This is a genomic window from Polaribacter litoreus (assembly GCF_054584775.1).
Window position 1 is genome coordinate 15,379 of record NZ_JBTLRD010000007.1, and the last position, 16,494, is coordinate 31,872.

Genomic DNA, 16,494 nt, shown 5'->3' on the forward strand with positions numbered 1-16,494 from the left:
AAATCTATAATTTATTCTGTTGCTTTTTCTTGAGCTTCATCAATAGTTTCTGGAGCTGCTTCAGCTGCCTCTTCAGTTTCTGCTACTTCTTCTACAACTGGTTTTGCTGCTTCAATTCTAGCTTCATTTACAGCTTTTTCTGCTGCTAAAGCTTTTGCTTTTGCTTCTGATTCTGCTTTAGATAAACCTGCTGCTTTATCAGCAATTTTAGCTTCTTTAGCCTCTAACCAAGCTGCAAATTTTTCATCAGCTTGCTCTTGTGTTAAAGCACCTTTACGTACACCACCTACTAAATGATTTTTTAACATAGCACCTTTGTAAGATAAAATGTTTTTTGCAGTATCTGTTGGTTGTGCACCATTTTGTAACCACTTTACAGCACCATCAACATCTAAGTTAATTTCTGCAGGGTTAACATTAGGATTGTAAGTACCAATTTTTTCTAAGTATTTACCATCTCTTTTTGCACGGGCATCAGCAGCAACAATCCAATAGAAAGGCTTTCCTTTTTTTCCGTGTCTTTGTAATCTGATTTTTACAGACATAATTTATTAATTTTTTAAGGTTCTCGACCTTGGTTATTAAAAATCTTACCATCTCGTGATAAGTGGGCGCAAAAATAGTAAATAGTTTTGAATTGGTCGTTAAAAAAAAAGAAAAACATTATATAGATAACAAACACTAAATGAAACAATTAAAAGCATTTGTTTCATCTTTTGTTATCATTAACAACAAAAAATCTACTTATACTTCATCCCTAAATGCACCACTTTTTTAGTTTCAAAAAAGGGTTCATCAAAATAATTAGGTAAATCATAAATAGTTGCTGTAGTATATTTTTGAAGTTCTTCTGTTAAATCTCCTCCTTTTAAATATAATATTCCATTTTTTAAATTATGGTTTTGTTTTTTAACAATTTTACCTTTATTCCATCTCACAAAAGTTTCCATTTGGGCCACTGCCCTACTCACAATAAAATCATAAGTGTCTTTTATTTCCTCTACCCTACAATGTGATGTTTTTACGTTTTCTAAACCTAAACCTTCAACCACTTCATTAACCACTTTTATCTTTTTACCAATAGAATCCACCAAATGAAACTGTGTTTTTGGAAACAAAATTGCTAATGGTATACCAGGAAAACCACCTCCTGTACCTACATCCATTACTTTTGCATTGGGTTGAAACTGCATTACCTTTGCTATTCCTAACGAATGTAAAACGTGTCTTAAATACAACTCATCAATATCTTTTCTAGAAACCACATTGATTTTCAAGTTCCAATCTTTATACAAGTCTTGTAACTTTTCAAATTGTTCGATTTGCTTTTCTGATAAATTTTTAAAATATTTGTGAATAATGTCCATCAATAATCAATTAGAATGCAAAAATAGGTATTTGATGGAAACAATTCTTTACAAAAAATGACGTTTGTCATAAAAAGCAATTCAAAATAGTATATTTTTGCTGCACATTAAATTATTAAATGAAAACAATAAATTTCTCAAGAGTAGATAAAGCAAAGTTCTTTAGAACATTAAACAAAAGAGTAAACTCTTATTTTAAAGATAATAATATTAAAAGAACAGGTAATTGGAAATTATATACCAAAGCCATTTTAATGTTTTGCTTATTTTTAGTACCATTTATTTTAGTACTCACAGTTTCCATGCCACAATGGACAATGATTTTATTAATGATATTAACTGGTGTTGGCATGGCTGGTGTTGGTATGAATGTGATGCATGATGCCAATCACGATTCGTTTTCTAAAAGAAAATGGGTCAATAAATTAATGGGTAGCAGTATTTATATTTTGGCTGGTAATGTGTATAACTGGAAAGTACAACACAATGTATTGCATCATACATTTACCAATGTAAAAGATCATGATGAGGATATTGATGCCGGTAGAATTATTCGTTTTTCACTACACTCTAAGTGGTTGAAAATTCATAAAATTCAAAAGTATTATTCTATTTTTCTTTATGGATTATTGACGATAAATTGGGCAATTACCACAGATATCAAACAAATGCGTAGGTATTTAAAGCGTAAATTATCGTATGGAAAATTTCCAAATCCGACTACAGAATGGACAAAATTAGTGATCTCTAAAATTGCCTATTATGCACTTTGGATAGTTTTACCGATCTTGGTTTTAGACGTTGCTTGGTGGAAAGTTTTAATAGGATTTTTTGTAATGCATTACACAGCAGGAATGATTTTAAGTTTGGTTTTTCAATTGGCTCACATTGTACCCAATACAGAAATGCCAGTACCTGATAAAAATGGAAATTTAGAACATACTTGGGCTGTACACCAACTTTATACTACAAGTAACTTTGCACCAAGCAATTGGCTTGTTAATTTTTATACAGGTGGCTTAAATCATCAAGTTGAACATCATATTTTTCCACACATTTCTCACGTACATTACAGCAAATTAGCTAAAATTGTAAAAGAAACAGCTAAAGAGTTTAATTTGCCTTATAATGAGTATCAAACTACAAGAAAAGCAATTATTGAGCATTTTAAGCATTTGGGTGTTTTGGGTCAAAAACCTGAATTAGCATAACAAAAACTGAATAACGTAACGTAAAAATGACACATCCATTATCGGACAGAATTAACAGTTTGCCAGCGTCTGCAACATTGGCAATGGCTGCAAAAGCAAGAGAATTAAGAGCAGAAGGTAAAGATATTATTGGTTTGAGTTTGGGTGAACCAGACTTTAATACACCTGATTTTATTAAAGATGCTGCCATCGAAGCTGTAAATGAAAATTACAATTCTTATACACCTGTTGATGGGTATGGAGAATTGAAAGAGGCAATTTGCGTAAAATTTAAACGTGATAACAATTTAGATTACAAACCAAGCCAAATTGTAGTTTCTACAGGTGCAAAACAATCTATTGCTAATGTGATGCAAGTATTGTTAAATCCTGGAGATGAAGTTTTATTACCTTGCCCTTATTGGGTAAGTTATTCTGCTATTGCAACACTTTGTGAAGCTAAATCTGTAGAAATACGCTCATCCATAGAAAATAACTTTAAAATTACGCCAGAGCAACTTGAAGCCGCAATTACACCAAAAACGAAATTAATTTTATTCAACTCACCAAATAACCCAAGTGGAGTTATTTATAGTGAAGAAGAATACCGAGCTTTGGCTAAAGTTTTAGAAAAATATCCTCAGATTTATGTAATGTCTGATGAAATCTATGAACACATCAACTACGACACTAAACCTTTTAGTTTAGCGGCTATTGAGAGTTTGTACGATAGAACTATTACTGTAAATGGATTAGCAAAAGCATTTGCAATGACGGGTTGGAGAATTGGTTACATTGGCGCTCCAGAATGGATTGCAAAAGCGTGTACCAAAATGCAAGGACAAATTACTTCGGGTACTAATTGTATTGCACAAAGAGCTGCTATTACAGCTGTTTTAGCTCCAATTAGCAAAATACAATACATGGTTGATGAATTTAAAACCAGAAGAGGTATTATCATCGATTTGTTACAAGAAATTGATGGTTTTAAAGTAAATGTACCTGATGGCGCGTTTTACGTTTTCCCTGATATTTCTGCTTTCTTTGGTAAAACTATTCAAGGAATTACTATTAACAACGCTAGTGATTTTGCTTTATTTTTATTAGAAAAAGCAAATGTAGCTACTGTTACAGGTGATGCTTTTGGAGCACCTGATTGTATTAGAATTTCTTATGCAGCATCAGAATTACAAATTAGGGAAGCAATTAAAAGAATTAAAGAAGCTTTAAGTTAAGAGTTTCCAAAATTTTATAAATTATAAATCCATCTTTTTAGATGGATTTTTTTTATTCTGAGACAGACACCTCAGTATATTCTTTTTTTTGCGTGCCCTTTCAGGTCAGGCTTTTCGCACTCGCTTCCCGATTTAAGATCGGGAGAGCTCAAACAATTGCTTCAATCCTTCACGCGGGCTTACTTGCCATTTCTCAGCACAATTAAAGTACACCGCTTATTAAGATACCATAAAGATAATAGCTATCATAAAAAAAGAAACTTTTAAAATAGTTGCTGTTGCGCTTTGCACATTTTCTTGATGCGCTTCAACCATTGATTTCATTTTGAATAAGTTTGTTCTTTTAGATTCAGAGACATTCGCTCTTATTTCTCTTTTGTAAGCAGATGTTAAAATTCCTCTTTCTAAAGTGTTTGTGTAAGTTGATTTCATAATATTTAGTTTATTTGGTTACATAGTTTAGACGAGCAATAAAATAGTTTGTTACATCCTAAAGAACTACAAACCAGCATAAAAAATCAATTTTCTTAGGATTTATAGTTTACGACAACATGAAAAAAAAATAAAAAAATTATAAAAAATAAAAAATCACACCCTTTTAAGGTGTGATTTTTATCGTTTTGAGGAATATATATTAATCTACATTATCATGTAAAAAAGAATTACCAGACGAAAAATCAATACTATCATCATCTTTCTTTAAAACTGTTTTAGTTTTACTAATTGCACCATTTTTATTTAGGTTTACTCCTAATCTTTTATAGGCTGGCTGACGTTCAATATCATCGATATTTTTATTCAAATTTTCGTTGAAACTATAATTGAACTTTTTCATATTTTTTCTACGTTCTGCTGCTCTTTTTTGCATTTCGCTAATGGTTGAATCTAATGGAGAAACCTCTTCACTTAAAGTATCCATCTCATTAATTTCAACTTGATGAGTTGGTTTTTTTAGTTCTATTTTAATTTCTTCTTCAACATTATTGTCTTTTGTAATGTTAGAACTTTTACCAATAGTAGGAGTTGCATCAAAATCTTCTAAAACGTAACGCACCTCCTTTTTAGCTTTAACTTCTAGAGCACCATTTACCTCAATATTTTTTGCTTTTTCAATGGCATTGGTTTGCTTAAATTGAGCCTCTTCTTTTTCTTTATCATTTTTTTGCTTTGATAGTGGAAAATCAAAAACTAAATCTGTTTGCGGTTGTTGGGTTACTTCATTTGTATTTTCTTGTTCTTTTACAACATCAGTAATAATAAAATCATCTTCTGAAAAATTTTCAACCTCAACCTCTTCATAGGTTACTGGCATACTTGCAATAATTTCATTGGTTTTTACCAAATCCATTTTTGGCTTAGTCTCTTCAACTTCGTTCTCTAAAGTATGTACAATTTTTTGCGCTGTTTTTGGGGCAATTGGTGTTTCTAAACTAGGCTGTTTTACAATACTTTTATCTGCAAAATTGTAGGTTGCTTTTTGCTCATCTTCTAAGGTATGGATAACTTTTTTAACTTCGGTATTGGTAATGTTACTTTGCTGATCTGCAGCAAAACCGGTAGCTACTATAGTTACAGAAATGGCATCACCAATTCCTTCATCTTCTCCAATACCCATAATAATATTGGCATCATAGCCTGCTTCATCCTGTATAAAGTCATTAATTTCCCCTATCTCATCTAAAGTCACTTCATTTGTACCAGAAACAATCAATAACAATACATTTTTAGCTCCTGTAATTTTATTATCATTTAATAAAGGAGAATCTAGAGCCTTTACAATTGCCGTTTTTGCTCTGTCTGGCCCCTCTTCTTTTGCAGAACCCATAATTGCTGTACCGCTGTTAGACAACACAGTTTTAGCATCATGTAAATCGATATTTTGTTTATAATGGTGTGTGATTACTTCTGCAATACCTTTAGAAGCTGTAGACAATACTTCATCTGCTTTAGAAAAACCAGCCTTAAAACCAAGATTTCCGTAAACTTCTCTTAACTTATTGTTATTAATTACAATTAAAGAATCTACATTTTGGCGCAGTTGATCGATTCCTAATTGTGCTTGTTTTGTACGTCTTTTACCTTCAAAAGCAAAAGGCATGGTTACAATACCTACTGTTAAGATATCCATATCTTTAGCAATTTTGGCTATAATTGGTGCAGCTCCTGTTCCTGTACCACCTCCCATACCAGCAGTAATAAATACCATTTTGGTTTGCGTATTTAACATTTGCTGTACTTCTTGCATACTTTCTTTGGCTGCTTGTGCACCTATTTCTGGGTTAGCACCTGCACCTAAACCAGAGGTTAAGTTTGCACCTAATTGAATTTTGTTAGGAATTGGGCTATTTTCTAAAGCTTGTGCATCTGTATTACAGATTACAAAATCTACTCCGTTAATGTGTTGCTGAAACATATGGTTTACGGCATTGCTACCACCACCTCCTACACCAATTACTTTTATGGTGTTAGATTGTGTTTTTGGCATATCGAATGAAATGTTATCAAATTCTGCGCTCATAATAACGTTTTTCTTTTTTTGGTTTGTATTGATGTTTTGTTCTTTGTTCTATTTACTTGCTGATGTTACTCTGCATTGTCTAAAAAATCTTTTAGGCTTTCTGTGAATTTTTCGAAAAAAGATTTCTTTTTTGGTTTTGGTTTACTATCAACTTTAGGTTCTTCTACAACTTCTTCCTGACTTTCTTCATTTACAACTTCTTCTACCTCTTCTTCTATTTCTTCTACTTTGCTATCTTTCTCTAAACCCTCCATTAACAAGCCAACTGCTGTTGCGTAAGACGGACTAGATAAAGCTTCGTCTGACCCCCCTGCTAAATGTTCATTAGGATACCCAATTCTAGCATCCATTCCAGTAATGTACTCTACCAATTGGCGTAAATGTTTTAATTTTGATCCACCACCTGTTAAAACAATACCTGCTATTAATTTTCCTTTGGCAGTTTCATGACCATAGTTTTTTATTTCTAAAAATACATGTTCAATGATTTCTTGAACTCTAGCATGAATAATTTTAGATAAGTTTTTAAGCGTTATTTCTTTAGGTTCTCTACCTCTTAAACCCGGTATTGAAACAATTTCTGTATCCTTATTTTCTCCTGGCCAAGCAGAACCGAATTTAGTTTTTAACAATTCAGCTTGTTTTTCTATAATAGAGCAACCTTCTTTAATATCGTCTGTAATAACATTTCCACCAAAAGGTATTACTGCTGTATGTCTAATAATTCCGTCTTTAAAAATGGCTAAATCTGTTGTACCACCTCCTATATCTATTAAGGCAACACCTGCTTCTTTTTCTTCTTGACTTAATACAGCTTGTGCTGATGCTAGAGGTTCTAACGTAATTTCACTTAAATCTAAACCTGCACTTTTTACGCAACGCCCAATATTTCTTATAGATGAAACCTGACCAACAACTACGTGAAAATTAGCTTCTAATCGCCCACCATACATACCTATTGGCTCTTTTATATCTGCTTGAGAATCTACCTTAAATTCTTGTGGTAATACATGAATAATTTCTTCTCCAGGCAGCATCACTAATTTATGCACTTGATTTACTAGATCTTCGATATCTGTATCTTCAATAACTTCATCTGCATTATTTCTGGTGATATAATCGCTATGATGTAAACTTCTAATATGCTGACCTGCAATGCCAACAACCACCTCTTCTATTTGAACACCAGACACGCTTTCTGCCTCATCTACAGCCTGTTGAATAGATTGAATGGTTTGTGTAATGTTGCTAACCACACCACGTTTTACACCTAAACTTTTGGCTTTTCCTATGCCAATTACTTCAATTTTGCCATATTCGTTTTTACGACCAATCATGGCAACAATTTTGGTAGTACCAATATCTAAACCTACAGCTATTTTATTGTCTTCCATCTTAGTTTATTTAGTGCACACAACTTGGTTGTGATATTTTACATTTATGGTTTTATAATTTTGAATTGTTTTGTCTTCAAAAGTTTTGTTATAAAACGCTTTTAATTTTTTAAATTTTACATCAACTTCGGTTAGTTTACCAAAATTGATTTTATAGTTACCGCTTCTAACGGAAAATTCATATTCGTTATTTTTAAACCTCTCTATGCCAACAACTTCTTTTTGAAGAAAACTATCGGCTAAAATAGTATTTATTAATGGCAAAACTTCATTCAAATCTTTATCGTTATCAACACCTAAAACCAATACAACTCTTGCTGAGTAGTTGCTAGACAAGGGTATTTTTACACCTTCTTTATCCACATAATAAGAATTGTTTTTTCCAACAATTCTTGCTATTGGCGTACGCTGTTTTAAGACTGCTTTTAATACACCGTTAATGGATAGAAAAACAGATGCTTTTTCTACATAAGGGTTTTGAATTACATTATTTTCTAAACTGTTTAAATTTATCACAGATTTTGCTTTGTTTTTAATACTATCTCCTTTTTGTATTAACAATTTATTAACCATTTGATGAGTTAAAAAATTGTTGGCGCCATTTTCAAACTCAACAATAATTTCTTTTACTTTTCTATTTTCATTTTTTTTTGATGAAAAACTATATAAAACTCCTAAGCCTAGCATCAACATAATAAATAATAGATATTTTACCAACCTTTTAAACATCATTTTTTTGTTGTTTTAAAAATTGATTTGTTACTTCATCTACAAGCACCCCAATATCACCTGCACCTAACATTACAACTACCTTTGCTTGTGAATTTTGAATGTCTTTTATCAATTGATTTTTTTGTGTTAATTTTTTTTGATGATGCATTATTTTACTAAATAACCATTCAGAAGTTATGCCTGGTATTGGTTGTTCTCTTGCAGGATAAATATCTAGCAACAAAATCTCATCAAATTTTGATAACGCATATGCAAAATCATTACTAAAATCTCTTGTTCTTGAAAACAAATGCGGCTGAAAAACTACTAATACTTTTTCATTTGGATACATTTCTCTAATAGCGTTTTCTACTGCTTTGATTTCTGTTGGATGATGTGCGTAATCATCAATCAACACAAAATCATCCGTTTTAATTTTATAGGAAAACCTGCGCTTTACACCTTTAAAAGTAGCTAAACGTTCTTTGACATTGTTTAAAGAAACACCATACACATCTGCCATAGCCAAAGCTGCTAAAGCATTCATAACATTATGCTTGCCTGGTAGATGAAAATGAACATCACTAATAATTTGTGATGGGGTTTGTACATCAAAAATATAGTTGCCATTTTCTATTTTTAAATTAAAAGCTTTGTAATCTGCATCTTCATTAATGGCATATGTCAATCCTTTTAAAGGCAACCCTTTAGCTATAATTAAGGTATTTGATACTTTTTGTGCAAAAGTAAAAAAAGACTCTTCTAATGCTGCTTTTTCTCCATAAATATCTAAATGATCTGCATCCATAGAAGTTATGCACGCAATATCTGGACTCAATTTTAAGAAAGATCTGTCGAACTCATCAGCCTCTACCACCGTAATTTTACCTTCTCCTAAAATTAAGTTTGAATTGTAGTTTTCTGCAATTCCGCCCAGAAAAGAAGTTGCTTTTTCTGGTTGCATAATATGCCCTAAAATTGACGATGTTGTGGTTTTACCATGCGTACCAGCTACTGCTAAGCAAAACGTAGATTTTGTTATTTCGCCTAGAATTTCAGATCGCTTTAACACCTTAAAACCGTTATCTAAGAAGTAGTGAAGTTGCGTATGATTTTCTGGAACAGCTGGGGTAAATACTACCAATGTTTTTTCCTTGTCTAAAAAAGAAATTGGTATGTGTTGTAATGTATCTTCAAAATGAATTTGAACACCTAACTCTCTTAAATTTGAAGTAATTTGAGAAGGTGTTTTATCATAACCAGCCACATTTTTTCCATTGGTGGCAAAATAACGCGCAATTGCGCTCATTCCTATGCCTCCAATACCAATAAAATATATAAAATTCCAAGCCCATCCTAAATCCTTCCCAGAGGGAAGGACTTTTTGAAGTACCTTTTTATTTGATTTATTTTTTATTGAATTACTCATTTTAATTTCTAATACAAATTTTGTTTCCAAATTTATAGCTCCTTCCCTTTGGGAAGGTTGGAATGGGCTAATAATTTTTCTACTTCGTTTACAATATTTGTGGTTGCACTTGGTAAGGCTAGCTCGTGTATATTTTCTGATAAATGCTCTTGCTTTCCTTTGTCTTTTAGTAAGGTTTCAAAAACAATGGGGAAGGTATCTAACTCTTTTTCTGGCAATAAAATTGCCCCATGCTGTTTTACAACAGATTTTGCATTTTTTGTTTGATGATCTTCAGCTACATTAGGTGATGGAATAAATATTACAGGTTTACCCACAATGCAGAGTTCAGAAACAGAACTTGCTCCAGATCTAGAGATAATAAAATCTGTAGCAGCATACGCCAAATCCATTTTATTAATGAACTGATGTACTTGAACATCTTCTAAATCATTGTACTTTTTATATTCATCGAAATAAAACTTTCCGCATTGCCAAATTACTTGAACATCTTGTTGTTTGAAAAAGTCTAAATTGTTTGCTATCAATTGATTTATTTTTCTAGCTCCTAAGCTACCCCCTAAAACTAAAATTGTTTTTTTAGTTTTATTTAATTTAAAGAATGTTTTTCCTTCATCTACCTTATTATAAATTCTCAATAAATCTTGGCGAACTGGGTTTCCTGTTTTTACGATTTTATCAGCAGGAAAAAATCGTTCTAAATTATCATAAGCCACACAAATTTTAGTTGCGCTTTTACCCAACAATTTATTGGTAATACCTGGATAAGAATTCTGTTCTTGAATTAACGTTGGTATTTTATTTCGATTTGCCATGATTAATGCAGGTCCACTTGCAAAACCACCTGTACCTATAGCAATATCTGGTTGAAATTGTTTGATAATTGCGTTAGATTTCCATAGGCTACATATCAATTTAATTGGGAATAATAAATTATCTAATGTAAATTTTCTTTGAATTCCTGCAATCCACAGTCCTTTTATTTGATAACCCGCTTGAGGTACTTTTTCCATTTCCATTTTATCTTTTGCACCTACAAATAGAAAATTAGCATCTGGATAGCGCATTTTTATCTCGTTTGCAATTGCAATTGCCGGATAAATATGGCCTCCAGTTCCACCACCTGATATGAGTATATTATAAGGTTTCATGCAAAATATCTAAAGGGTTATCATCTAAAATATCTTCTTCTGTTTCTTGTGTAGATGCACTTACACTCAAAATCATTCCTAGTGCAAAACAAGTCATCCAAATAGAGGTACCTCCGCTACTTAGTAGTGGCAATGTTTGCCCTGTAACAGGAAACAAATTGGTAGCTACTGCCATATTTATGATTGCTTGAAATATAATTGGCAAACCTGCACCTACTACTAATAATGTACCAAAAATTGTAGTTGTTTTTTTTATGACTATAAAAAATCTAAACAACAAAAGAAAGTAAATTAAAATGACAGTTAAACCACCTAATAAACCAAATTCTTCTACAATTATGGCATAAATAAAATCTGACTCTGATGCGTACAAGAAATTTTTTTGAACACTTTTTCCTGGCCCTACACCAACAACGCCACCTGTTGCAATTGCAATTTTGGCTTTTTGAACTTGATAATTTTCTGTATTTTTTGTTTTTCCTGTGCCCTCTGTTTGACCTTCTTCAACTTCATCTGAAGGAAAAAAATTGGTAATTCTACTTTCCCAAGTTTGCACTCTATTTGGCATTGCATCTGGAAAAGCTTTCGCAATTAATATGAAAATTGATAAAGCTATAATTCCTGCACCTAAGATAAAAGCTAAATATTTTACAGGGTACCCTCCAATAAAAGAAACCGTTAAAATCATTGCAAAAATAATAGCTGTTGTAGAAAAGTTTGCTGGTAAAATCAACATTAAAATAATTGAAACTGGCAACCACAACTGCCAAATACTCTCTTTAAATTTTATTTGCTTCTCCTTATTTTTTGCTAAATATCTTGCCACATATACCATTAATACTAAACCTGCTAAAGTTGATGTTTGAAAACCTACACCTGCCACTTCAATCCATCTACTTGCATTTGCACCTTCTTTTATAGTGCCTTGCATTAAGGTAAAAATCAATAAAACAATAACTACAGGAAGCATTAGTACAGAACCTCCAGAAAAATATCGGTATGGAACTTTATGTACCCCATAAATAATACCAAATCCCATAAAGAGTAAAACAAAATGTTTCATTAAATGAGTAAACGCTGAGCTTAAACCGGTAACATATAAAATATTTGTTTTTGCACTATATACAGGCATAAATGAAGATATTGCCAAAATGGCTACAAGAGCCCAAATAGCTTTATCTCCTTTAATATGTCTAAAAATAGTTTTCATAAGCCTTACTTAATTTCTCTAAAAAAGAGCATTACTGTTGTTTTATCTATATTTTAATCGTTATTTTAATCATTAATTTTAATGAGACTTTCCAATTAACTTACTGCAAAATCATTGAGAAAAGCTTTATAGATTTCGTACTGCATTTTTAAATTGACGACCTCTATCTTCATAACTTTCAAACAAATCGAAACTTGCGCAAGCAGGTGATAATAAAACAGCATCTCCTCTTTCTGCTAATTTGTGAGCAACCTTAACAGCTTCTTCTGCCCCAGCAGTTTCCACAATCATATCAATAACATTGCTAAACGTATTTTTTATTTTTTGGTTATCTACACCTAAACACACAATAGCTTTTACCTTTTCTCTTACTAAAGGCAGTAAATCTGTGTAATCATTTCCTTTATCTACACCACCAACAATCCAAATAGTTTGTTTGTCCATACACTCTAAAGCGTAAAAAGTTGCATTTACGTTTGTGGCCTTAGAATCGTTAATATATTCTACATCTTTTACTTTAGCTACATTTTCTAATCGGTGTTCAGCACCTTCAAAAGTTGCCATACTTTCTTTGATAAACTCTTTTCTAACACCTAATAATTGCGCAGCCATTGCAGCAGCCATAACGTTTTTTGTATTGTGTTTTCCTTTTATTGATAAGGTTGATATTGGCATATGTATTTGTTCTTTATTTATGTTGATTATAATATTATTTTCTTTGATGTACGCACCGTATTTCAATTCTTTTTCGATTGAAAACGGAACTAATTTTGCTTGTATTTTATTTTTTGTTATCCAACTATTAATCACTTCGTCATCTGCATCATAAATGAAATAATCGGTTGGTTGTTGATTTTTTGTAATTCTAAATTTTGAGTTGATATAATTTTCGAACTTATAATCATATCTATCTAAATGATCTGGAGAAATGTTTGTTAAAATGGCAATATGTGGATTGAAATTCTCAATGCCATCTAACTGAAAACTACTGATTTCCAACACATAATTTTTATAATTATGTTCAGCAACTTGTTTTGCAAAACTTTCTCCAATATTTCCTGCCACCCCCACATGTAATCCTGCATTTTGCAAAATATGATGCGTTATTAATGTTGTTGTTGTTTTTCCGTTTGAACCTGTAATTCCAACAACAGTTGCATCAGTAAACTGAGCTGCAAATTCAATTTCAGAAATCACTGGAATTGATTTTTCTATTAACTTTTGAACTAAAGCAACTTTATCTGGAATACCAGGACTTTTCATTACCACATTAGCATTTAATATTTTACTTTCTGTATGTTGATTTTCCTCAAAATCTATTTCGTTATGTAAAAGAACTTCTTTATATTTTTTTGATATTTCACCCTTATCTGACACAAAAACCTTATATCCTTTTTGTTTACCCAAGATTGCTGTACCAACTCCACTTTCTCCTGCTCCAAGAATCACAAGAAAAGCCCCCTTTCCCCCAAAGGGGGTAAAAATGTTAGCTTCTTTTGTTGTTCTCTTACTCAATTTTCTTTAATTTTTATTTCTTTATCCTTTATCCTCAAACTTGCTAGTTCCTTCCCTTTGGGAAGGTTGGGATGGGCTTTTACCTCAACTTTAATGTCACAATTGTAAAAACGGCTAACAGAATTCCTACAACCCAAAAACGGACAACAATTTTACTTTCGTGATAATTTAACTTCTGATAATGGTGATGCAAAGGGGCCATTTTAAAAATCCTTCGTCCTTCTCCAAATTTCTTTTTGGTATATTTAAACCAAGAAACTTGCATGATTACAGAAAGGTTTTCTACTACAAAAATCCCTGCTAAAATGGGTAGTAATAATTCTTTACGAATCGAAATTGCAATTACTGCTATAATTCCGCCAATGGTTAAACTCCCAGTATCTCCCATAAAAACCTGTGCTGGATACGTATTGTACCATAAAAAACCAATTAACGCACCTGCAAAAGCTAAAATAAAAACTGTCATTTCACCAGAATTTGGGATGTACATCACATCTAAATAATCGGCAAAAATGATGTTACCTGAAACCCATGCAAAAGCCGCTAATGTAACTACTATAATTGCAGATGAACCCGCTGCCAAACCATCTATACCATCAGTAAGATTTGCACCATTAGAAATACCTGTTACAATAAATACTGTAATGAATATAAAAATTATCCAACCATATTTTTCGTATCCATCACCTAAAAAACTTAGCGGTTTTGCATAATCTAACTCATTATCTTTAAAAAAAGGTACTGTTGTTTTTGTTGATTTATGGGCATCTCCAAACACTTTTCGTTTACCATTTTCTTGTATTACTTGTTGCTCTTTTGGCAGTTGTTCTTTAATAGTAACCCCATCATTAAAATAAAGCATAGAACCAACAATAACACCTAAACCAACTTGCCCAAGAACTTTAAATTTACCTTTTAGGCCTTCTTTATCTTTTTTAAATACTTTTATATAATCGTCTAAAAAACCAATTAAGCCCATCCAAACTGTGGTAATGATTAAAATTACGATGTAGACATTATCTAATTTTGTTAGTAAAAAAACCGGTATTAAGGTTGCAAAAATGATAATTACACCACCCATTGTTGGTGTGCCTGATTTTTGTTTTTGTCCCTCTAAACCCAAATCTCTTACAGTTTCGCCTACTTGTTGTTTTCTTAAATAATTAATAATTCTTTTTCCGTAAATTGCAGAAATCAAAAGCGACAAAATAAATGCTGCTGCTGCTCTAAATGTGATAAATTGAAACACACTAGCACCAGGAACACTAAATTGACTTTCTAAATATTCAAATAAATAATACAGCATTTTAATTGTTTTTTAGTTGATTGAAACAATACATTACTTCCTCTAAATCATCAAAATGAGATCGAACTCCATTTATTTCTTGATAATTTTCGTGTCCTTTTCCTGCAATTAAAATGATATCTCCAGTTTTTGATAGCTTACATGCGGTTCTTATTGCCTGTTTTCTATCTAAAATCGTTAATGTTTTTTTATAATTTTCTGGCGAAACCCCAGCTTCCATGTCCTCTAAAATAGTTTGAGGATTTTCGGTTCTTGGATTGTCTGACGTAAAAATGGCTTGGTTGCTTAATTGCGATGCAATATTTGCCATTTTTGGTCTTTTTGTTTTGTCTCTATCACCTCCACAACCTACAACTGTAATTACATTTTCGTTGTTGGTTCTAATATCGTTAATGGTTTCTAATACATTTTTCAAAGCATCTGGAGTATGAGCATAATCTACAATTGCAGTAATTCCATCATCAGAAATAGTGTACTGAAAACGCCCACTAACACTCTCTAACTGACTTACAATGGTTAAAATTTCTAATTTATCTAAACCTAATAACTCTGCAGTTGCAATAATTGCAGTGAGGTTGTAGATATTAAAAACACCAATTAATTTAGTCCAAACTTCAGTTCCATCCATAGAAATTAAAGTGCCAGAAAGTTGTTTTTCTAAAATTCTAGTTTTGTAATCTGCAAGTGTTTTTAAAGCATAACTGTATTTTTTTGCTTTGGTGTTTTGCAACATAAAGTTGCCATTTTTATCGTCGATATTTGTTAATGCAAAAGCCGATTTTGGCAACCCATCAAAAAATTGTTTTTTTACATTTCTGTACTCAGCAAAAGTTGCATGATAATCTAAATGATCGTGAGATAAGTTTGTAAAAATTCCGCCAGCAAACGTTAAACCTTCTGTTCTTTTTTGATGAATTCCGTGCGAACTCACTTCCATAAAACAATACTCAACACCAGCCTCTAACATCTTGTCTAAATACTGATTAATTGTAATTGAATCTGGAGTGGTATGTGTAGCTTTAAATTCGGTTTCATCAACCAAAATTTTTACGGTTGATAATAAACCTACTTTATAACCTGCTTTGTAAAATAATTGATACAATAAAGAAGCAATTGTAGTTTTACCATTTGTACCTGTTACCCCAACAACTTGAAATTTTGTGGAAGGATTATCATAAAAATTAGAAGCCATAATTGCCAAAGCAACATTTGCATCATCAACCTGAACATAAGTGATTCCTTCTTTTTTATCCGAAGGAAAATCTTCGCAAACCACAGCTGTAGCACCTAGAGCAATTGCTTTATCAATATATAAATGACCATCTACTTGCACGCCTTTTTGAGCCACAAATACATCATTCTTTTCAATTTTTCTAGAATCGAAAACAATCTGATTTACATCAATATTGGTAATACCAAACACTTGTTTGATAGCAACCTTATATAATATGTCTTGTAAATTTTTCAG

Annotated in this window: 14 protein-coding genes; 2 read left to right on the forward strand and 12 right to left on the reverse strand. The window is 31.9% G+C overall.

The window, feature by feature from the left end; translation table 11 throughout:
- Nucleotides 1-11 precede the first annotated feature (11 nt).
- Complete coding sequence (locus tag ACW9UN_RS07605; protein WP_459485437.1) at nucleotides 12-545, reverse strand: 30S ribosomal protein S16; 534 nt, start codon at nucleotides 543-545, stop codon at nucleotides 12-14.
- Between the two features lie 195 nt (nucleotides 546-740).
- On the reverse strand, nucleotides 741-1,367 hold the full coding sequence (rsmG, locus tag ACW9UN_RS07610; RefSeq protein ID WP_459485439.1) for a 16S rRNA (guanine(527)-N(7))-methyltransferase RsmG: 627 nt from the start codon (nucleotides 1,365-1,367) through the stop codon (nucleotides 741-743).
- Between the two features lie 119 nt (nucleotides 1,368-1,486).
- Here rsmG and ACW9UN_RS07615 point away from each other — a divergent pair, with 119 nt between their 5' ends.
- Complete coding sequence (locus tag ACW9UN_RS07615; protein ID WP_459485441.1) at nucleotides 1,487-2,578, forward strand: fatty acid desaturase family protein; 1,092 nt, start codon at nucleotides 1,487-1,489, stop codon at nucleotides 2,576-2,578.
- 26 nt (nucleotides 2,579-2,604) lie between these two features.
- Complete coding sequence (locus ACW9UN_RS07620) at nucleotides 2,605-3,792, forward strand: pyridoxal phosphate-dependent aminotransferase (RefSeq protein WP_459485443.1); 1,188 nt, start codon at nucleotides 2,605-2,607, stop codon at nucleotides 3,790-3,792.
- 219 nt (nucleotides 3,793-4,011) lie between these two features.
- On the opposite strand, the gene ACW9UN_RS07625 is transcribed toward ACW9UN_RS07620, so the two are convergent.
- The 10 genes from ACW9UN_RS07625 to ACW9UN_RS07670 all read right to left on the reverse strand — a co-directional run bounded on the left by ACW9UN_RS07625 (nucleotide 4,012) and on the right by ACW9UN_RS07670 (nucleotide 16,494).
- A complete protein-coding gene (locus ACW9UN_RS07625) occupies nucleotides 4,012-4,224 on the reverse strand; it encodes a hypothetical protein (protein WP_459485445.1) in 213 nt (70 codons plus the stop codon).
- 202 nt (nucleotides 4,225-4,426) lie between these two features.
- The gene (gene ftsZ / locus ACW9UN_RS07630; protein ID WP_459485446.1) at nucleotides 4,427-6,310 is read right to left on the reverse strand and encodes a cell division protein FtsZ; all 1,884 of its coding nucleotides are present in this window, start codon (nucleotides 6,308-6,310) and stop codon (nucleotides 4,427-4,429) included.
- Nucleotides 6,311-6,375: 65 nt separating this feature from the next.
- A complete protein-coding gene (ftsA, locus tag ACW9UN_RS07635) occupies nucleotides 6,376-7,704 on the reverse strand; it encodes a cell division protein FtsA (RefSeq protein WP_459485447.1) in 1,329 nt (442 codons plus the stop codon).
- Nucleotides 7,705-7,710: 6 nt separating this feature from the next.
- Nucleotides 7,711-8,436, reverse strand: a complete 726-nt coding sequence (locus ACW9UN_RS07640) for a cell division protein FtsQ/DivIB (protein WP_459485448.1) — start codon at nucleotides 8,434-8,436, stop codon at nucleotides 7,711-7,713.
- Nucleotides 8,426-9,844 carry a UDP-N-acetylmuramate--L-alanine ligase gene (gene murC, locus ACW9UN_RS07645; protein ID WP_459485450.1) on the reverse strand — a complete coding sequence of 473 codons (1,419 nt, stop codon included), beginning with the start codon at nucleotides 9,842-9,844 and terminating at the stop codon, nucleotides 8,426-8,428. Before murC ends, ACW9UN_RS07640 begins: the two co-directional genes overlap by 11 nt.
- Before the next feature lie 32 nt (nucleotides 9,845-9,876).
- Nucleotides 9,877-10,995 (reverse strand): undecaprenyldiphospho-muramoylpentapeptide beta-N-acetylglucosaminyltransferase, encoded by a 1,119-nt coding sequence (murG, locus tag ACW9UN_RS07650; RefSeq protein ID WP_459485452.1) that lies wholly within the window; start codon nucleotides 10,993-10,995, stop codon nucleotides 9,877-9,879.
- Complete coding sequence (locus ACW9UN_RS07655) at nucleotides 10,982-12,205, reverse strand: FtsW/RodA/SpoVE family cell cycle protein (protein WP_459485454.1); 1,224 nt, start codon at nucleotides 12,203-12,205, stop codon at nucleotides 10,982-10,984. The genes murG and ACW9UN_RS07655 overlap by 14 nt, the downstream gene beginning before the upstream one ends.
- A 126-nt stretch (nucleotides 12,206-12,331) precedes the next feature.
- Complete coding sequence (gene murD, locus ACW9UN_RS07660) at nucleotides 12,332-13,690, reverse strand: UDP-N-acetylmuramoyl-L-alanine--D-glutamate ligase (protein WP_459485718.1); 1,359 nt, start codon at nucleotides 13,688-13,690, stop codon at nucleotides 12,332-12,334.
- A 109-nt stretch (nucleotides 13,691-13,799) separates the two neighbouring features.
- Entirely contained in the window at nucleotides 13,800-15,026 is a 1,227-nt protein-coding gene (gene mraY / locus ACW9UN_RS07665; RefSeq protein ID WP_459485456.1) for a phospho-N-acetylmuramoyl-pentapeptide-transferase, read from the reverse strand.
- Nucleotide 15,027: 1 nt separating this feature from the next.
- Nucleotides 15,028-16,494, reverse strand: coding sequence for a UDP-N-acetylmuramoyl-L-alanyl-D-glutamate--2,6-diaminopimelate ligase (locus ACW9UN_RS07670; RefSeq protein ID WP_459485720.1), 1,467 nt, complete (start codon nucleotides 16,492-16,494; stop codon nucleotides 15,028-15,030).